15 protein-coding genes and 1 riboswitch are annotated in these 19542 nt (G+C 39.6%); of the genes, 11 read left to right on the top strand and 4 right to left on the bottom strand.

Annotation, left to right across the window (positions count from 1 at the left end; all coding sequences use genetic code 11):
- Nucleotides 1-295 precede the first annotated feature (295 nt).
- The 6 genes from PaeCFBP13512_RS15705 (at nt 296) to PaeCFBP13512_RS15730 (ending at nt 10408) form a co-directional block, all read left to right on the top strand.
- Nucleotides 296-1819 (top strand): CoA transferase, encoded by a 1524-nt coding sequence (locus tag PaeCFBP13512_RS15705; RefSeq protein ID WP_241669407.1) that lies wholly within the window; start codon nt 296-298, stop codon nt 1817-1819.
- 286 nt (nt 1820-2105) lie between these two features.
- Nucleotides 2106-3851, top strand: a complete 1746-nt coding sequence (locus PaeCFBP13512_RS15710) for an alpha-glycosidase (protein WP_137224385.1) — start codon at nt 2106-2108, stop codon at nt 3849-3851.
- A 627-nt stretch (nt 3852-4478) separates the two neighbouring features.
- Entirely contained in the window at nt 4479-6605 is a 2127-nt protein-coding gene (locus tag PaeCFBP13512_RS15715; protein ID WP_069329585.1) for a BglG family transcription antiterminator, read from the top strand.
- Nucleotides 6602-8572: a PTS mannitol transporter subunit IICBA gene (locus PaeCFBP13512_RS15720; protein ID WP_137224388.1), complete on the top strand. Its 1971-nt coding sequence runs from the start codon at nt 6602-6604 to the stop codon at nt 8570-8572. The genes PaeCFBP13512_RS15715 and PaeCFBP13512_RS15720 overlap by 4 nt, the downstream gene beginning before the upstream one ends.
- Before the next feature lie 149 nt (nt 8573-8721).
- Nucleotides 8722-9876 (top strand): mannitol-1-phosphate 5-dehydrogenase, encoded by a 1155-nt coding sequence (locus PaeCFBP13512_RS15725; protein WP_137224391.1) that lies wholly within the window; start codon nt 8722-8724, stop codon nt 9874-9876.
- 133 nt (nt 9877-10009) lie between these two features.
- Entirely contained in the window at nt 10010-10408 is a 399-nt protein-coding gene (locus PaeCFBP13512_RS15730; protein ID WP_137224394.1) for a hypothetical protein, read from the top strand.
- A 138-nt stretch (nt 10409-10546) separates the two neighbouring features.
- Here PaeCFBP13512_RS15730 and PaeCFBP13512_RS15735 read toward each other — a convergent pair whose 3' ends face one another.
- The 4 genes from PaeCFBP13512_RS15735 to PaeCFBP13512_RS15750 form a co-directional block, all read right to left on the bottom strand.
- Entirely contained in the window at nt 10547-11575 is a 1029-nt protein-coding gene (locus PaeCFBP13512_RS15735) for an EAL domain-containing protein (RefSeq protein WP_137224396.1), read from the bottom strand.
- A gap of 243 nt (nt 11576-11818) precedes the next feature.
- A complete protein-coding gene (locus PaeCFBP13512_RS15740) occupies nt 11819-14098 on the bottom strand; it encodes a bifunctional 2',3'-cyclic-nucleotide 2'-phosphodiesterase/3'-nucleotidase (protein WP_137224399.1) in 2280 nt (759 codons plus the stop codon).
- A gap of 330 nt (nt 14099-14428) precedes the next feature.
- Nucleotides 14429-14605 (bottom strand): aspartyl-phosphate phosphatase Spo0E family protein, encoded by a 177-nt coding sequence (locus tag PaeCFBP13512_RS15745; protein ID WP_069329590.1) that lies wholly within the window; start codon nt 14603-14605, stop codon nt 14429-14431.
- A gap of 290 nt (nt 14606-14895) precedes the next feature.
- On the bottom strand, nt 14896-15312 hold the full coding sequence (locus PaeCFBP13512_RS15750) for a pyridoxamine 5'-phosphate oxidase family protein (protein ID WP_069329591.1): 417 nt from the start codon (nt 15310-15312) through the stop codon (nt 14896-14898).
- 238 nt (nt 15313-15550) lie between these two features.
- A riboswitch (TPP riboswitch) is annotated at nt 15551-15662 on the top strand.
- A gap of 116 nt (nt 15663-15778) precedes the next feature.
- On the opposite strand from PaeCFBP13512_RS15750, the gene PaeCFBP13512_RS15755 reads away from it, so the two are divergent.
- The 5 genes from PaeCFBP13512_RS15755 to PaeCFBP13512_RS15775 are packed head-to-tail and all read left to right on the top strand — an operon-like array spanning nt 15779 to nt 19538.
- On the top strand, nt 15779-16819 hold the full coding sequence (locus tag PaeCFBP13512_RS15755; RefSeq protein WP_137224402.1) for an ABC transporter substrate-binding protein: 1041 nt from the start codon (nt 15779-15781) through the stop codon (nt 16817-16819).
- A 20-nt stretch (nt 16820-16839) separates the two neighbouring features.
- Nucleotides 16840-17130 carry an MTH1187 family thiamine-binding protein gene (locus PaeCFBP13512_RS15760; RefSeq protein ID WP_069329593.1) on the top strand — a complete coding sequence of 97 codons (291 nt, stop codon included), beginning with the start codon at nt 16840-16842 and terminating at the stop codon, nt 17128-17130.
- A gap of 8 nt (nt 17131-17138) precedes the next feature.
- The gene (locus PaeCFBP13512_RS15765; protein ID WP_069329760.1) at nt 17139-17936 is read left to right on the top strand and encodes an ABC transporter permease; all 798 of its coding nucleotides are present in this window, start codon (nt 17139-17141) and stop codon (nt 17934-17936) included.
- Nucleotides 17923-18741, top strand: a complete 819-nt coding sequence (locus PaeCFBP13512_RS15770) for an ABC transporter ATP-binding protein (protein ID WP_137224404.1) — start codon at nt 17923-17925, stop codon at nt 18739-18741. Before PaeCFBP13512_RS15765 ends, PaeCFBP13512_RS15770 begins: the two co-directional genes overlap by 14 nt.
- Entirely contained in the window at nt 18738-19538 is an 801-nt protein-coding gene (locus PaeCFBP13512_RS15775; protein ID WP_137224407.1) for a TatD family hydrolase, read from the top strand. The genes PaeCFBP13512_RS15770 and PaeCFBP13512_RS15775 overlap by 4 nt, the downstream gene beginning before the upstream one ends.
- Nucleotides 19539-19542 lie beyond the last annotated feature (4 nt).

Raw genomic sequence — 19542 nt, forward strand, 5'->3', positions numbered from 1 at the left:
TATTTAAAAAATTCAATGTCATTCAATCCTTTACCAGTTTTATAGAATTTCAATTTTAGTTTCTTACACCTCTATTCTTAATTTATGTTTACAAATTTATAGACGTAATCTAAAGATAAAAGTTAAATATTCAATAAAAGTTACAACTAAATTAAAGATTTAATATTATACTTTATGCACATTTACTGATTACCTGTGGCTTTGTCCTCATTTCTTATCACACTGGTTATTGAGTGTCACTTTGGGTAAGTTTATAATTATATGTATACATTTACTTATGGATGGAGTGACAATCATGAACGATACCACAAATATAGAAATGAATACGATTGATCATATGAAACAACGTATTTTGGATGCTCAGCATAATCGTCTTACTCATACGGACTTTGATATTCACGCAGAATTGGAAAAAGTATTACAAGATATCGGCTTATCTTCCGCAGATAGTGGCGGAGAAATTTCATTTACAGGGAAAGATCCGATTGTCCCTAGCGTACTGCGTTTAGCTAGTTCTGCTGGAATCGGAATGGTTGCCAAGTCTGTAGCGGCAGCTCATCTCTGGCGACTTCGTGGGGGTAAAGGACAAGATATTTCACTGGATTTGCGTAAAATTCTACATCGCCTATCCCCTTTTTATGATCGTAAATGGGAGAAATTAAATGGATATTCACCTGCTAGCCCTTCCGATCCTAGTCAAGCACTCAAATTTGGCTTTTATGAAACGAAAGATCATCGCTGGGTGATGCCACTTGAACCTTATCCTAAGCTCAAAATCAATACGTTAAAATTATTAGATTGTGCTGATACACCGGAAGCTGTAGCCAAAGCCATCTCCACATGGAATGCCAAAGATTTGGAAGATGCTGCTGCTAAAGTAGGCATAGTGATGCCAATGGCACGTACATTAGAAGAATTTATCGAAGAGCCTACATTTGCAGATGTTGCCAAATTACCGCTTATTCAAATTGAAAAAATCGGTGAAAGTGAGCCTGAACCGTTGTCTCAAGGTGTATCTTCTCCACTTGAAGGTATACGTGCTTTGGGAATGGGGCATGTGATTGCAGGTGCAGGTATAGGACGTGCACTGGCTCTTCAAGGTGCAGATGTACTTAATATCTGGCGACCATCCGATTGGGAAGTAGATACCACTTATTACACCTCTAGTGTAGGTATGCGTTCTTCTACTTTAGAGATTGGCGAACCTCAAGGTCATGCCAAAATGCAAACATTACTTCAAGATGCGGATATCTTTTTTGCGAATCGTAGACCTTCATATCTGAATCGATTTGAACTAGATCCTCAGCAAGCTGCTGCTATTCGACCAGGTATTATTCATGTATCGGTTTCCCTTCATGGTGAAGACGGTGTCTGGGCAGATCGGGTAGGATTCGATCAGACGGCTGGAACAGTGACAGGTGTGATGTGTCTTGAAGGAACACCAGAGAAACCACAATTACCCGCTATTTTGGTGGTTAACGATTATATTATCTCATGGCTCGCTGCTGCTGGCGCAATGGCGGCATTAGCCAGAAGAACACAAGAAGGTGGCAGTTATAAAGTACACATTTCGCTTAGTCGTGTATCGTTATGGTTGATGTCGATGGGTATTTTTGATAAAGATTACGCTTATACTATAGCAGGTTCTTCGGACGAACATCTGTATCTTGATCCTGACTTATTTACAGCAGAAACGGTCTGTGGAGACTATCAAGGTGTAGCCGATCAAGTTCAAATGTCTGAGACACCCGGGCATTACAACACTGTACTTGTCCCTAGAGGATCTAATCGCCCTGAATGGTTGCCGAAAGATGTGTAAAGTTAACCTTTCATTTATATATTCAATACAGATCATATACAAGTATCTTTTATGAGTAGTGATGACTGCTTATAAATAATTTCTGATCTTCAGCAATTTGGTTACGATAATAAGCTTAGATATGGCTTGTTATCGTAACCTTTTTTATTCTTCTATTTCTTCTAATAGATAAGCTACAGACCTGCGCCGATGTAGAGCTTAACTAATTGGTTCCATCAATTCTTTTTCGGGTATAAATCGATAGAGCAAAAGCACTATCATACATATTTTAATAGGAGGAACATCTATGTTAATCGAAGCTGTCTATCATCGTCCCAAGCTGAATTGGGGCTATCCTTATGATCTCAAAACGATTCATTTGCGTCTACGTACCAAAAAGCAGGATGTCAAAGAAGTCTGGGCTCTGGCTGGAGACAAATACATGTGGGAAAAGTCCAAAGAACGTGTACAAATGCATGTTTTTGCAACAGATGATTGGTTCGATTATTGGGAATGTGAAGTTGTTCCTCCTTTCCGCCGTATCAAATACGGATTTCTTCTTAAAAATGATGACGAAGAAATTTGGATGGATGAAGATAAATTTGGCAAAGAAGAGCCGAAAATGGATCGTTTATTCGATATTCCATTTATCAATCCAGTCGATGTATTCACACCACCAGCATGGGTAAAAGATGCTGTCTTTTATCAGATTTTCCCGGAACGATTCGCTAATGGAGATCCATCCATCAACCCTAAAGACACCTTACCATGGGGCGAAAAGCCAGAATGGTTTAACTTTTTCGGTGGTGATCTACAAGGGATTATCGATCATTTAGATCATTTAACGGATCTTGGCATCAATGCGATTTATATGACTCCTATTTTCAAAGCAACGACTAATCACAAATACGATACAGAAGATTATATGGAACTTGATCCTCATTTCGGGGATAAAGAAACATTGAAGAAATTAATTACCACTTGCCATGATAAAGGGATTCGAGTGATGTTTGATGCGGTATTTAATCATTCGGGTAAAACATTTGCTCCATTTGTCGATGTACAGGAAAAAGGCGAACAATCCAAATATAAAGATTGGTTCCATGTACGTAAATTCCCGTTAGCTGTAGAAGACGGTATTCCAACGTATGATACATTTGATTTTGAGCCATTGATGCCGAAGCTGAATACCGAAAATCCAGAAGTTAAAGAGTATCTACTCAATGTAGCGAAATACTGGGTCGAAGAATTTGGAATCGATGGTTGGCGCTTAGATGTTGCGGACGAAGTGGATCATCATTTCTGGCGTGAATTCCGTCAAACGGTGAAAAGTATCAATCCAGACGTCTATATTTTGGGCGAAATCTGGCATGAATCTTCTCCATGGTTACAAGGCGATCAATTCGATGCTGTAATGAATTATCCGTTCAAAAATGCGGTAACAGATTTCTTTGTTGAAGATACTACCGATGCATTAACTTTTGCTCATGCGATTGGGACACAGATGTCACGCTACCCTCGTCAAGTAACCGAGGTATCGTTCAATCTACTAGATAGCCATGATACCGCTCGCGCGCTCACACTCGCTAAAGGCAATAAAGATCGTCTCAAATTAGCGGTAACTTTCCAGATGACGTATAGTGGTACTCCTTGTATCTATTATGGAGATGAGTTTGGAATGGAAGGCGATAATGATCCAGATTGCCGTCGTTGTATGATCTGGGATGAAAAAGATCAAGATTTAGAGTTATTTGCTTTTTACCAACAATTAATTGCGCTACGCAAGCAATATCCGGCTCTACGTCAAGGTACGTTTAAGTTCTTGCATGCCAAAGAAGGTAATAATGGACTCATCTATGAGCGTTCTGATGATAAAGATACATTTGTCATCGCAATGAATAGCTCCTCTGAACCTGTAACAGTAAGTATTGATGTGAAGACGACACAGTGGGAAAATATGTTGGATCACACCACACTTCAAGTTGAAAATGGACGTTTAGAAGAGCAGCTACCTGCTTTTGCATTTGTTATTTTAAAAGCTGTTCAATCCTAAACTCGATAGATATAGGAACTACCTATATGTTAAAAGCCTGCTTTCTTTATAGAAAGTAGGCTTTTTTATAGTTTTTTTTATAATCTATTCCATATGTAATCAGCGGTAGACGATCTCTTATTATGCATATCATTTATCATTTTAAAGTATTTATTCGCTTCATCTTTAGATAGAAGGATCCCCTTTTTTGCAATAACATATAGAGTATTAAATTTTATATTAAGTATTGAGAACAAGGTTCCGATATTCAAATAGATAAGCTTTTTTTACATTTTATTCAAGTGTTTCAACAAGTATTATTTAGGTTTATGTTATACATTGTTTAGTATTTCAATTCAATTTTTATCATTTTTTGTCGAATATCTTTTACAGATTTATGCGACTTTTTACACCCTTTTTTTGAAAAAGAGATCTCAATTTATCCTTTTTCGTCATTCGCTTTTCGCTGCTTATTCGCTCCCTCTTTACCTTTGTCCCTTATACACAAAGGACAAATCGTATCATCTTTCAATTGATATCTTCATCTTAAAACCTTAAACTTTGAAGTATTCACTACTAGTTCTTATTTCTTAGCCCTATGTTTATGATATCGTTTTCAATCGGACTTTGGAAAGGAGGATATCGATTTTGGAGAAGCTGACCGCTCGCCTCACAATGATGCTACAGTTTCTGGTTGCCTCTCATGGTGACTATATTACAATCAGGGACTTGTCCGATCATCTAGATGTGAGTGAGAAAACGGTCAAGCGTGAATTGCCGAGCGTTGAAGACTGGTTGCATCAAAGACAGCTAACCCTGATTCGCAAACCGGGTACAGGACTTGCACTGGAAGGTAGTCCAGAACATCTGGCTATTGTACAGCAAGAACTGGAAGAACAGACACCGAAGAAAGACTACACCCGTGAAGAAAGGCATTACTTCATTATTAGTGAACTTTTACTTTCCAAAGAACCGATTAAGTTATACACCTTTGCTTCACAGTTCAAAGTCACAGAAGGCACACTCAGTAACGATCTCGATCGAATAGAACAATGGCTTCAAGCTTTTGAGATTACATTGATTCGCAGACCGGGCTTAGGTGTCTATATTGAAGGAACCGAAAGTAGTATCCGTTCTGCACTGGTACATCTGCTATATGAAAGTGTAGATGAATATCAGTTGAATCATCTGGTACGTGACCGTTTCCCTACCGAAGAACAACCGGGACGCGTACAATTCCATATCCGCAACCGCCTGCTGAACCTGGTTGATGATGGAATGATGAACCAGCTTCAGCAGTACTTGAGTGATCTGGAACGTGAAATGCATATGAAATTAACCGATAGCGCGTATATCGGGCTTGCTGTTCATTTAGCACTGGCGATTGAACGTATTCGCAGAGGGCAACGTATCACAATTGCTCCACGCATACTGGATGAGCTTAAGCAACTAAGTGAATTTGAAACAGCACGTACACTTGCGATCAAGTTAGAACAGTCTTTCGATATTATGATTCCTGAAGATGAGATGGGTTATATCACCATGCATTTGAAAGGCGCCGAAACCAGACTAAGTGTCGAATCTGATCCCTATTATGAGCATGTCAGCTTTGAACTGGTCAAGCTTGCCCGGGATGTTCTGAAAATGGCGGAAAGTGAAACTGGCTTCGAGCTCAAAGGAAACAGCAAGTTATTTGCCGGATTTATCAATCATCTGGGGCCTGCGGTAGAACGTCTACGATTGGGTTTAGATATTCGTAATCCTCTACTTGCTCAGATCAAAGAACAATATGGTCCTACCTTTGAAGTGGCACGTAAGTGTTCTACATTACTTGCTCAATTTACAGGTAAAGAAGTACCGGAAGCAGAGATTGGCTATATGGCAATGCATATCGGAGCTATGTCTGAATATGCCGCCGCTCAGAAAAAACCATTTAAAGCCTTAATCGCTTGTGCAAGTGGTATGGGGACGTCCAGTCTGTTATCTGTTCGAGTCAAGCGTGAGTTCCCAACACTGCAAATTATTGATGTGGTCTCTTCTTCTGAAGCGGTTCGCTTAGAAAAGCGGGCTGACATTATTATCTCGACCGTAGAAGTAGATAGTGTGATTCCAACGGTACGTGTATCGCCTTTACTTTCATCAGAAGACATTATCGATATTCGAACAGCTTTATCCAAGCTAGATACTTCTCATCATACACAGCATGAATTACAACAATCGATCCATCCGAGTGTGCGCTTAACCGAAACGCTAAGTACACACAAAGAAACACTGACAGGCATCTTAGACCTTACGCAAGGATTAGCGATAAGAGATGGATACAGTGCTACTTCTGTGACTGACTTGATTCATCAGATAGCCACCACTTTTACAGCTTCTGCTGAACGAGCAGACGTATTAGAACAAGAATTACATGAACGTGAACGATTAGGTGAAACGGTACTTTCACAAGATGGATTGATTTTATTACATTGTCGTTCCTCTGTCGTACCCAAACTATTTTTAGGCGTGATGCGATTTGCACATCCGATATCAGCTGCTTCACAATCGGTTGATCTGTATGCGGCAATTGTACTGCTTGCTCCTAAAGACAGCAGTAAGTCCTATTTGGAAGCAGTCAACGAAGTCAGTAAATCACTGATTGATCGCCCTGGCTTTGTCACTAGAGTTGTATCGGGTAGTGCGGTCGAATTAACAGCTGAAATTTCTAGCCTAATGAAAGATTTATACACTCGCAAAATTGAACAATATATGATGGAGGTCGAACAATTATGAGTTCTGTGCAGACAGCTACAAAAGAAAGAAAAAGTGCTCGCGATCGCGTTCAAGGGTTCGGACGTTTTCTAAGTGCTATGATTATGCCGAATATCGGTGCATTTATCGCTTGGGGTCTACTGACAGCACTATTTATTCCAGATGGTTACTGGCCTAATGCAGATTTCAATAAAATTGTAGGGCCAATGATTACTTATTTACTACCTATACTGATTGCATATAGTGGCGGTAAAATAGTTGCCGATCATCGAGGCGGTGTTATTGGTGCTATTGCAGCAATGGGAGCAATAGCAGGTTCTGATATTACAATGTTGATCGGTGCAATGATTATGGGTCCACTGGGCGGATGGGTAATCAAAATATTTGATAAATCTATTGAAGGTAAAATTAAGCCTGGTTTCGAAATGTTAATCAATAACTTTTCTGCTGGTATTTTTGGTATGTTGCTCGCTTTACTTGGTTATGCAGGTGTAGGACCTCTTGTAGAAGTCTTCACACACATTTTAAATATAGGTGTTAACTTCCTGGTTGCTCATGATCTATTACCATTGGTTTCTATCTTTGTAGAACCAGGTAAAATTCTATTCTTAAATAATGCGATTAACCATGGTATCTTTACACCATTAGGTACACAACAAGCATTAGAACAAGGTAAATCTATTTTCTTCTTGCTTGAAGCTAATCCAGGCCCTGGTTTAGGTGTGTTATTAGCTTACTGGATCTTTGGTAGAGGTACTATTAGAGCTTCTGCACCAGGTGCTATCCTTATTCAATTTATTGGGGGTATTCATGAAATTTACTTCCCTTATGTATTGATGCGTCCAATTTTATTTGTATCAGTTATTCTTGGTGGTATGGCTGGCGTATTTACAAATGTGTTATTAGGTTCTGGTCTACGTAGTGCAGCTTCTCCAGGTAGTATTATCGCAATTATGAGTATGGCTCCTAAAGGAGATTATATTCATGTTTTAGCTGGGATTGCAGCTGCAACAATTGTATCGTTCTTATTTTCAGCGATCTTCTTACGCAAAGCACCAAGCGATGAAGATTTGGAAAAAGCGCAAGCCGCTTCTAAAAACATGAAGTCTGGCGGTAACGCTGGTGGTCCTGCTTTGACATCGGCTAATGATCTTCAAACAGGTGAAGTTCGCAAAATCGTATTTGCTTGTGATGCAGGCATGGGTTCAAGTGCTATGGGTGCTTCTTCTTTCCGTAAAAAAGTACAACAAGCCGGCTTGCCTATTAACGTAACTAACACAGCGATCGATGCGATCCCTTCTGATGCAGATATCGTTGTTACACAGCAAAATCTAACCAGCCGTGCGAAAGGCAAAGCGCCAAATGCACAGCATGTATCGATTGATAACTTTATTAACAATCCGATCTATGATGATATGATTGAACGTCTCAAAGCAGCTACAGCAGGCAATGCAGATTCTTCGATTCCAGATAATGCTGCGGGTGTGAAAGAAGAAGTCAGTAATGTATTGAGTCACAATGCTCCACATGTGGTACAAGATACAACAACAACTTCTAATGCAGGCTCTAGTATTTTGCGTAAAGAGAATATTGTTCTAGGTCTTACCAGCACTTCTAAAGAAGATGCGATTAACAAAGCAGGCGAAATGCTGGCTGCCGCTGGTTATGTCAAACATGACTATATTGCAGCGATGCATGAGCGTGAAAAAGTAGCTTCCACTTATATCGGTAACGGTGTAGCGATCCCTCATGGTGTCGGTGAAGCGAAAAAACAAATTCAAACATCCGGTATTGTTGTTCTTCAATATCCAAATGGTGTGGAATTTGAAGGCGGTACTGCTTATCTTGTCATCGGTATTGCAGGTGCAGGTGGAGAACATCTTCAAATCCTCACTAAAATTGCAGAAACGATTGAAGATGAAGCGACTGTACAACATTTAGCTAAAGTAACAGATGCTGAAGAAATCTATCGCACATTCTCTATCTAATCCTATAGTTATTCCGGTTGAATCAGCAGCGATTTCGTTGCTGATTTAACCTGTTTATATCTACTTTTGCTTATATAAGCTACATCTGAAGGCATTGTTCTGTTTTGGATAGAACGATTACCTACAAATACTTACGGAGGTGCAATATTATGAAAAAAGCTATTCAATTTGGTGCAGGAAATATCGGACGTGGATTTATTGGTGCTTTATTATCAAATGCAGGCTACCATGTGGTGTTTGCAGATATTAACGAACAGATGATCAACGAATTGAATGAGAAAAAAAGTTACCAAATTCATATTCTAGATCTGGAAAAAAGTGTTGAAACGATTACCAATGTATCCGGTTGTTTGTCTAACGGTACAGATATTGTTGATGAAATCGCAAGTGCAGATATTATCACTACGGCGGTAGGTCCTAACGTACTGAAATTTATCGCACCCACGATTGCACAAGGGATCGAAGCTAGACGTAATGCTGGTGGCGGTTCGCTGAATATTATCGCTTGTGAAAACATGGTAGGCGCAACAAGCCATCTACAAGAGCAAGTGTTGACTCACCTTTCAGAAGAAGGCAAAGCGTATGCTGAGGAACATGTAGGATTTGCTAACTGTTCTGTTGACCGTATCGTTCCTCCTTTCCAGGGTGACAGTATTCTAGATGTAGGTGTAGAAGCATTCCATGAGTGGATTGTGGAAGAGCCTAAACTTAAAGGCGGTACACCTGAAATTGCAGGCATGAAATTGACAGACAATCTGGTTGCTTATGTACAACGTAAATTGTTTACACTCAATACAGGTCATGCAATTACCGCTTATATTGGATTCTTGAAAGGTCTAGAAACGATCGATCAAAGTATTCAAGATGAAAGTGTACGCGGGATTGTACGCCCTGCGATGGAAGAAAGCGGCGCGGCTCTTGTGCAAAAACATGGCTTTGATGCGGATGAACATGCGAAATATATCGATAAAATTGAAACTCGTTTCAAAAATCCATATATCCGTGATGAAGTGATTCGTGTTGGACGTGAACCTTTACGTAAATTAGGACAAGCCGATCGTCTTGTAGGCCCTGTAAAAATGGCGACTGAATTCGATCTTAGTCGTGATCATTTGCTTAAAGGAATTGCCGCGGCATTCCATTATGACAACACAGCTGATCCTCAATCTGCTGAACTACAAGGACGTATCCAAGCTGAAGGCTTCGGCCCTGTGGTAAGCGACGTTACTGGATTTGCCAAAGACAGCGAAGACTACAATAAAGTCATTGCCGCTTACGAAGAATTGAAGTCTTTAAAAGGCTAAATAAAGGAAGGGATACCTAAAGGTATCCCTTCCTTTATTCCACTTTACTTATTAAGTAAAATTTGACTTTTATGTTTAAATCACTATATAATAGCCACTTAATTAAATATTAGTATAAAAGGAGTTGTAATTTATGAAAAATATTTCAAAAAAATTAATCATCGCCTCTGCAATTACTTTAGGCCTAACGTCTATGGCACCTTTGACAAGCAGTGTATCAGCTGAACCCGCACGCGTAGTAATTTCGACTCAATATTTAAGTGTTTCTCAAGTTAAAGCTATGGCTAGTTTCATGCGCACTTCTACTGGTGCACCTGCTATTATATCCGCAACTGCTTTAGGTGGTCTTTTATCTAAAGTTCCTTATGCATCAGTTGTTATTATGGCAGCAAGTTTAGCAGCAAATGCTAATTCAAGAGCAGAAGTTATATATGCGGCTGATAATAATATGAGAGTCAAAGCAGTAACCACTGATTATGCTGATTATCATACTTCATATTCCCAAGTAACAACGTTCACACCTGTAAAATAATTTTATTTTAAATACTTAACTAATGATCTCTTTATATACTAAGTTAAACTAGTATATAAAGAGATTTTAATATAGCTTCATTTTCTTCCAAACTATTATTAGTAGTTAAACTTATTCAATAAATTTTACATACTACTATTAACCTAATTGAAGATTAGGAGAATCAGATGGTTTCCCAAACAAGTATCCCTGTGCTAGCTCAATACCGATACTACGGCAAAATTCGTATTCTTCACGGCGTTCGATGCCTTCTGCTAATACAGTTGAACCGTGCTTTTGTGAACGTTCAAGAATATGAATAATCTTTTGCTGTTGCTCAGGATGAGTATCACAATGATCAATCAAACTGCGATCTATTTTGACATAATCCGGTTGAAGATAATCGATTAATTCAGGCTTTGAATAACCTGAACCAACATCATCCAGTGCTACCGATATCCCGTTGCTACGATACACGTCAAAAATATTTTGCAATTTAGGCATTTCGATAATATTCTCTGTCTCCACCACTTCAAACACAAAATCTTTTGGATTGAGATCAAGGCGTTCTATTGCTTCAAACGTATGGCTCAAGCAATATTGTGGGTTATAAATAGAGGATGGTAAAAAGTTAATAAACCGTTTAATTCCCGGTTGTAAATGCTCAGCACTGACCTCAATCGCTGAGATGCGAGCCGCACGATCTAGAAAAGAGTGTAATCCTGTTTTACGTGCGATATCGAATAACCGATACGGCTGAAAAGTAGGGCCATTTTGAATCGGACGCAGAAGAAATTCATATGCGATCACTTGCTCATGTTGATCCACAATAGGTTGCATATGGCTGGTAAACTGCTTTTTCCGAATAATCTCTACAACATCATCATGTTGCAAACGGGTGACAAATACGGACAATGAAAGCCACACAGGCTCTCCACCAATATCGTCTGAACCCAACAAACCTACAGATACACATGATGTAATGTCTTCAGGTAAACTTCGTACCCACTGCATAATATCAAGCATCTGTCCTCTTGACTGATATGAAATAGAACAAATATCTTCCATGATATACGTATCATAAGATTGTTGTCGGATTAGAGTTTCAAGAGAAGGAGAAAGCGGTCGCAAGGACACTGTTCCTTGGTCTTCTATAGGTTGAACATAACTACAACCGCTACAATTCATAGCAATCCTCCTTAATAATAAAGCAAAAACATAAGATGAACGTCAAAATATAATGATTTACAGACAAGTTACTTCTACTTTTAATCTTATTAATTATATCATCCTTAAACGCAGATAACATTAGACACTCTGTCTATTATCGGTTTAAATGTTGATTTTGAATACACCAAAGACTGCAATCTATTTTCTATTGCAGTCTTTGGTGTATGATTCGATCCTATTTTGGATTCATATTCCTCGCTATTAGCTAGCTGGAATCTCGATAGCATCTCCAACTTGAAGTTTCGTTGGATCTGTAATTTTATTGTATTTAGCAAGTTCTTCCCATGTTACGCCATATTTCAGACTAATACGGTACAGATTATCACCTTTTTTGATGATATACGTTTGCTCATCTGTAGGTTTCACTGGCTTGTCTACAGCTGGTTTGGTTGGTTTTGGAGCTGGCTTCGTTGTTGGTTTAGCAGGTTTCGCTGGTGTTACTGGTTTCACCGGTTTGGCTGGTGTCACCGCTGGCTGGCTACCTGCTGCTGTATTCGAAAGATTAATAGAATATTTAGCAAAACCATCTGCTGCTTCGCCTACATAAGCAATTGGATCTGCTCCTGCTACCGCTTTAGCACTAGCTAGTGCATCTTTTGCTTTTGGAGAAGTATTGAATGTCACCGTTGGATTGCCTTTGATTGGTGCAAGTGACCAGTTACCATCAGCAGCTGGATCGATTGTTTTGTTTTCACGGATATAATCGATAATCACTTGACGGTTCTCGTCTGGTGCAGCTAGGATAATACGTTTACCATCTGGATTCGCCAATTTAGAAGCAGATGCACGATAGTTGTTTGTAGCTACAACAAATTTTTGTTCGGGATCAATCGCTTTACCGTTAAATTGTAAATTCACAATACGGTTAGAAGATGCGTTTAGAACTGTTCCTTTTGCATCGTATTTAGGTGGTTGTGTAACATCAATTTGGTATGTTACGCCATCGATAACATCAAAGTTATACGTTGGGAAGTCCATATTGATTAACGCTTGCTCACCTGATTTAGCTGGATCGATCTGATTGAATTGTCCTGCAGACCATTCCAACCAGTTTTTCACTTCAGCGCCATTGACAAGCACAGCGTGAACTGTATTTGGGTATACATAAAGGTCAGATACGTTTTTGATCGCTATTGTACCTGCTGGAATATCTGTGTAGTAACTTGCTCCTGAACGTCCACCTGCTTTGAATGGAGCTCCAGCAGAAAGGATTGGCAAGTTCTCATATTCTGTACCTTGAAGTTGTTTCTCCAGATACCATTTCTGAGCATTCGTTACGATCTGGATCGAAGGATCATCTTCTACCAGTGCAAAGTAACTTGTAATACGAGCTGTAGATTCACCTACAGGTCCACGAATATAACCTAGTGTTTCTTCATGCTCATGATATACAGAATCGACGACACCTTGATCTGCTTGAACCAATGCTTTTTTGGTTGCTGTATCATAGATTGGACGAGCTTCTACTTTAGAATCGCTTACTGTCCATTTGTCGCCTTGTTGTTTCAATTCAAGGTCAATAATACCCAAGTGATCGCCCCAGAATCCTGGCTCTACAGAAGGAACACCATTGATTGTACCTTTTTCAAGATCAACGCCTGTTTTCCCAGCAAAATCAGCACTAGGGAATACTTTGTGTGCATGTCCGAACATAATCGCATCAATACCTGGCACTTTGCTCAAGTACAACACAGAATTTTCTATCAATTCGGTCTGTGGAATATCTTCAAACCCAGAATGCGGAACAGCAATAATGATGTCTGCGCCTTCTGCTTTCATTTGTGGAATAAATTTGTTCGCTGTTTCGATAATATCTTTAGCAACCACTTTCCCCGACAAGTTTGCGCTATCCCATTGCATGACTTGAGGTGGTACGAAGCCAATAACGCCTACTTTAATTGTATGCTTAGCTCCACTTTCGTCAGTTACTTCTTTATCTAGAATAAGGTAAGGTGTAAAGTAGTTCTTCTCGCCTTTACCTGTACCATCATCTGTATAAATATTAGCATTTACATAAGGGAAATTAGCACCTTTTAACGCATTGCCCAAGAAATCAAGGCCATAGTTAAATTCATGGTTACCGATATTTCCAGCATCGTAGCCCAATTGGTTCATGGCTTTGTAGACAGGATGAACTTCGCCTGTTTTTAAAGGATCGACTTTAGCTACATAATCGCCTAACGGATTACCCTGCAATAGATCACCGTTATCAATCAATACACTATTGGTTGCTTCTGCACGAGCATTTTTGATCAATGTCGCTGTTTTAGCGTAACCGTATTGATCTGTAGTTGCATCTGAGTAGTAATCATAGTTCATTACGTTAACATGAATATCTGTTGTCTCCAACAAACGCAATTTCACTGTAGATTCAGAAGAAGTGGTTTCTGCTGCAAAAGCAGGAACTGCCGACACTGCAAACAATTGCAGCGCTGCGATGACAGTAATTGCTTTTTTAAATGTTTTGTTTCCTAAGTTCAAAATAAAAAACCCCTCCCAAATATATTCGCATTTGCTTGACCTTTTACGACTTTATCTCTGCGCCCGATATGTATTATCAGCATGAATAACTCGCTTAACCATAATTCATGCTGTTTTAAAACGATTACATTATATATTGTAATCTATTTATAGAATAGGCAAGATAAAGAAGAAAAGGCTACCAAAAGAAACGCATGATAGAATTGTATACTATCAGCTGATATATTTGAAGGGTTATTAGTTCTATTTTTTATGAAAATGATATTTATTTTACGAAAAATTCTATATTTTACATGATTGTGTCATGTTTCTTTTCATAAAATCTATACATTAAGGTATTAAAAAATCGGCATCTTGATCTTTATATTGAAAATACATATCTAAAATTCGATCTAATTGCTCGGACTGATCCAACACACGATAATCACGTACTCCGTGTTCTTCTGCCATCTGGTTCAGTATGCGGCGTTCCTGTTCGATCTGCTGTTCAATCTGTTTTAAATTCAAGGAAACCACCTCCAGTATAGTTCCTTTACAGTTCTACAATAAGAACTTTCAGTTTATCCCACCATCGGCATTTTACATGTTATGATCTAAAATAATTCTACTTATCTTTTTATACCTTATTTGGGCATACCTTATCAAGTTCCTCAAGTACCTATTTTATCCTTTTTCTGGAAATAAAAAGACGAAAAAACTCGGAATTTGAATTTTGCATTCATTTTACTTGTTTCGCAAATTCAAATCCCGAGTTTTTTATACTATTACTGCCTATTTAATTCTTTTGAAAAAGAATATTATGCAGTCCAAGTTTGTTTGTTGCCATCTTTATCTGTATATTCAATCGTTTGTGGTTTGATATCTAGGATCACATAATCAGGATCTTCTGGACCGGAGAACCATTCTTTAAATTCTTCTTTCCAGACACGTTTTTTGAGTTCGTCGTCTGTAGATACAGAACTTACGCCTTCAATTTCAACGACTTGACTTGTGCCGCCTTTTTCATAACCCAACAATACATAACAGTTCGGATTTTTTTCTAACTCTTCGACTTTATGTGTTTTGCGGTTCGTCGCGAGATGAATATTTAAGCCTTCATTATATAGCGCCATATAACGTACTTTAGGTTTGTCATTTTCTACAGTACCTAGTGCACAAAATGGGTTACCTTCTAATGCAGTCAAAATTGCTTGTTCTTCAGCTGTTTTACTCATGATCAATCTCCTCCTGTATATAAACGTATGGGTGTATTCAATTTCTTAGTCTATGTATATCAAATAGATATGATAGAAAAAGATTGAATGGAACTTTATTAGTTACAAACTTCCGTATATGTAAATACCCTTAGACAGAGTTCCTGAACCGAAATAGATTGTCTATTGCTGATGACAACGCATTCTCTGTACTGGACAGTTGATACCCTCTGGTCTATAATTACAATGTAAAAAAACCGCATACGTACAGGGGAGCTAGTTGCAACTGGCTGAGAGTGTATTGTGATAAATACAGACCCTTATACCTGATCTGGATAATGCCAGCGTAGGAAAGTAACAAGTCGTTATATGCTGTATGTTGAGCTTATAATTGCACCTATGTCGTCCCGATGGGGGCGTTTTTTTTATGCCTTTTATCAAGTGAAGACCGATTCTACTATTTGATTGAACAGAAAGAAGGGTTAGGATGATTGGAAATAAAAAAGGGTGGCGGAAAGGCTTACCATGGTTAATGGTAGGTTTATTATGGATCACAACTGCATGTGGTTCAGCAGCAAGTACAACCAATACAACAGATGAAGCGGGCAATACATCTGCACTTAAAGATGTCAAAGTCGTTCTAGACTGGACACCTAATACAAATCATACCGGCTTATATGTAGCCCAAGCACAGGGCTTTTATAAAGAAGCAGGATTGAATGTCGAAATTATAGCGCCCGGACAAGGCGGAGCAGATACGATGGTCGCTTCTGGTGAAGTGCCTTTTGGAATCAGCTACCAAGAAAGTGTCACACAAGCTAGAGTTCAAGGTGTTCCACTCGTCTCGCTTGCTGCTGTTATTCAACATAATACTTCTGGCTTCGCGGCACCTACAGATCGCGGGATCAAGACGCCTAAAGATATGGAAGGCAAATCCTATGGCGCTTGGGGCTCTCCTGTTGAAGAAGCTGTCATGAAATCGATTATGGACACGGACGGCGGCGATGTTAGCAAAGTTAAAAGTGTGAATATCGGGAATGCCGATTATTTTACAGCAGTACAAAAAGGAATCGACTTTGCCTGGATATTCTACGCATGGACAGGCATAGAAGCTGAACTTCGTGGTCAGCCGTTAGATATGTTATATGTTAAAGATTATTCTGACCAACTGGATTACTATACCCCTGTTATCGTAACCAATGAGAAGCAGATCTCTACCGATCCTGAATTGGTCAAATCATTTATGGCGGCAACCAGTAAAGGGTATGAATATGCGATTGCGCATCCAGACGAATCTGCGGATATCTTGCTCAAAGCTGTTCCTGATCTTGATCCTAAATTAGTAAAAGCCAGTCAAGAATGGTTATCTCCACGTTATCAAGATGATGCACCACGCTGGGGTGAACAAAAACAATCCGTCTGGGAAGGATATGCCAACTGGATGTTCAAGCAAAAATTGCTCGATAGTCCATTAGATGCAACTAAAGCCTATACCAATGATTATTTACCTGCGGCAACGACTAAATAGAGAATAAGGAGATGGATAGAATGGCACATACGTTACTCAGTATTCAAGTAATTCCCAAAACACAAGCAGGCGAGAACTCTTATGATTATGTAGATCGGGCGATTGAAGTGATTCAAGCATCCGGCGTGAAATATGAAGTTCATCCACTTGAGACTACTATGGAAGGCGAACTTAGCGAATTGCTAGAAGTGGTTCGTCAAATGCATGAAGCTTTGGTGGAGAAAGGTAGTCCTAGTATCATTTCTCAGATCAAGATTGCACATAGTCCATCCGGTATCAGTATGGATGGATTGACCGAGAAGTACCGCTAATGTCTGCTATGAGATCATGGTGGAAAAGCATATGGCCGCCCCTGGGGGCGGTTGTTTTATTATTGGTCATCTGGCAATTGGCAACCAGTCTATTCCATATTGAAGCATGGATTCTGCCAAGTCCTGCGTTAATTGGACATGAAGCTTGGAGTGAAAAAGATCGACTGGGTCTGCATACATGGGCAACTTTAAAGTTAACATTATCCGGTTTTAGTATCGGGGTCGCTGTAGGTCTACTGGTAGCAGGAGTACTTCATTACACTCCGTTTCTACGTTCAGCGCTATATCCGTTATTGATTTTGAGTCAAAATATTCCGACGATTGCACTGGGACCGCTACTTGTCATCTGGTTCGGATTTGGTATTTTATCCAAATTAATCGTGATTATTCTCGTCTGCTTTTTCCCGGTCACGATTGCGGCACTCAGCGGACTGGCTACAACCGATCGAACAATGCTCAATTATATGCAAATGATTGGTGCTTCCAAAAGCCAAATCTTTTGGAAATTAGAATTGCCTTTTAGCTTACCTTCGATCTTCTCTGGCGTAAAAATTGCAGCAACCTATAGTGTGATGGGTGCAATTATCGCAGAATGGATCAGCAGTAGTGAAGGAATAGGCTACTATATGATGTTACAGAAATCAGCATTCCGTACTGATCATATGTTTTTAGCGATTCTAGTCGTTGTCGCTATCAGTCTTTTGTTATTTATGATTATCAATCTTATTGAAAAATGGTCTATTCGTTGGCATCATCCTGCATCGATGCGTTCTGGCAAAGGAGGTTCCAAAGATGTCGATCAATAAATCTCAATCTTCACCTATCATCACGAACACTTCTACGCCACTGTTAGCATTACAACAGATCAGTAAATCTTTTGCACAAGGCAAGCAATCTTTACATGTGCTACAAGACATTTCTTTACATGTTGATCAAGGAGAATTTGTCTCGATTATCGGCCCTTCCGGTTCAGGTAAAAGCACACTGTTACAGATGATCGGCGGTGTGGTTCTTCCCGATCAAGGTGATATTCTGTTGGATGGTCAAAATATAACAGGACGTAAAGGATTAAGTGGCTATATGCCCCAACAACCGGCACTGATGCCATGGCGAACGATTCAGGATAATGTAATTCTAGCGCGCGAGGTTGCAGGCTTACCACGTAAAGAATCACTAGACTTAGCACGTCACTGGTTGGACAAAGTGGGATTGGGTGATTTTGCTTCTGCTTATCCTCATACCTTATCTGGCGGTATGCAGCAACGAGTCGCTTTTCTTAGAGCATTGCTAGGTCCTCGTGACTTACTTTGTCTGGATGAGCCATTTAGTGCTTTGGATGCTTTTACACGCAGTGAGATGCAATCGTGGTTGTTAAATATTTGGGAAGAGAATAGACGATCGGTTATTTTCGTTACACATCATATTGAAGAAGCTTTGCTGTTGTCCGATCGCATCTATGTACTGTCTCGTCGTCCAGCGACCGTTCTACACAATATTGTTGTACCTTTCCCGCGCCCAAGACGAGAAGAGATTACCGATGATCCAGCATTTATTGCTTTACGTAGACAACTGATGAATGCGATGCGTCATACAGACGAAGGTGATCTATGATGAATAAGGTCTATGCTCCATTGATAGATAGTCATATTCATCTGGATCAATATGATGATCCGAAGATTGAACAGATGATTCGGTCATTAGCTGATCTGAATATTCAATCTTTAATCAGCGTCGCAATGAATCTGTCTTCCTGTCAGCGCACAGAACAGCTTGCTCAGCGCTACCCGTCTATTGTTCAACCTGCGTATGGTTATCATCCAGAACAGCCTTTACCTGACGCTCAAGAGCTTCAGACGTTATTGTTGTGGATCGAACAGCGTATGGATCAACTGATTGCTATTGGAGAGATTGGATTACCTTATTATCGTCGGCTTGAAGCGATAGAACGTGGCGAGTTATTGGACGAGCAAGGATATCAAGATGTGCTGTCTGCGTTGCTCCAATTGACTGCTCGTTATGACAAGCCTGTGATCTTACATGCAGTCTATGAAGATGCTGCAATCGCTTGTGATTTGCTAGAGCAATATGGCATTACCAAAGCACATTTTCATTGGTTCAAAGGATATCCTGAAACGATTCAGCGTATGATCCATAACGGTTACTCCATTTCATTTACACCGGATATCCAATATGAGCAGGAGATTCAGCAATTAGCAGCCGTATATCCTGCTCATCTCGTTATGGTTGAAACCGATGGGCCGTGGCCATTTGAAGGTTCTTTTGCAGAACAGATGACTCATCCTATGATGACTGCTGATGTATGCCGTGAATGGGCGAAGATTCAAGGCCTAACGGAGAAAGAAGCACGTCAGATACTGTATCAAAACACACTATCTTTTTACACATAAAATA

Origin of the sequence: Paenibacillus sp. CFBP13512 (assembly GCF_005233705.1) — a bacterium.
GTDB lineage: Bacteria > Bacillota > Bacilli > Paenibacillales > Paenibacillaceae > Saccharibacillus > Saccharibacillus nuruki.

Coding starts and splice junctions, on each gene's coding strand:
- PaeCFBP13512_RS15720 (WP_137224388.1), top strand. CDS start 6,602: ATGAGTTCTGTGCAGACAGCTACAAAAGAAAGAAAAAGTGCTCGCGAT.
- PaeCFBP13512_RS15765 (WP_069329760.1), top strand. CDS start 17,139: ATGAGATCATGGTGGAAAAGCATATGGCCGCCCCTGGGGGCGGTTGTT.
- PaeCFBP13512_RS15770 (WP_137224404.1), top strand. CDS start 17,923: ATGTCGATCAATAAATCTCAATCTTCACCTATCATCACGAACACTTCT.
- PaeCFBP13512_RS15755 (WP_137224402.1), top strand. CDS start 15,779: ATGATTGGAAATAAAAAAGGGTGGCGGAAAGGCTTACCATGGTTAATG.
- PaeCFBP13512_RS15705 (WP_241669407.1), top strand. CDS start 296: ATGAACGATACCACAAATATAGAAATGAATACGATTGATCATATGAAA.
- PaeCFBP13512_RS15750 (WP_069329591.1), bottom strand. CDS start 15,312: ATGAGTAAAACAGCTGAAGAACAAGCAATTTTGACTGCATTAGAAGGT.
- PaeCFBP13512_RS15725 (WP_137224391.1), top strand. CDS start 8,722: ATGAAAAAAGCTATTCAATTTGGTGCAGGAAATATCGGACGTGGATTT.
- PaeCFBP13512_RS15730 (WP_137224394.1), top strand. CDS start 10,010: ATGAAAAATATTTCAAAAAAATTAATCATCGCCTCTGCAATTACTTTA.
- PaeCFBP13512_RS15710 (WP_137224385.1), top strand. CDS start 2,106: ATGTTAATCGAAGCTGTCTATCATCGTCCCAAGCTGAATTGGGGCTAT.
- PaeCFBP13512_RS15775 (WP_137224407.1), top strand. CDS start 18,738: ATGATGAATAAGGTCTATGCTCCATTGATAGATAGTCATATTCATCTG.
- PaeCFBP13512_RS15760 (WP_069329593.1), top strand. CDS start 16,840: ATGGCACATACGTTACTCAGTATTCAAGTAATTCCCAAAACACAAGCA.
- PaeCFBP13512_RS15735 (WP_137224396.1), bottom strand. CDS start 11,575: ATGAATTGTAGCGGTTGTAGTTATGTTCAACCTATAGAAGACCAAGGA.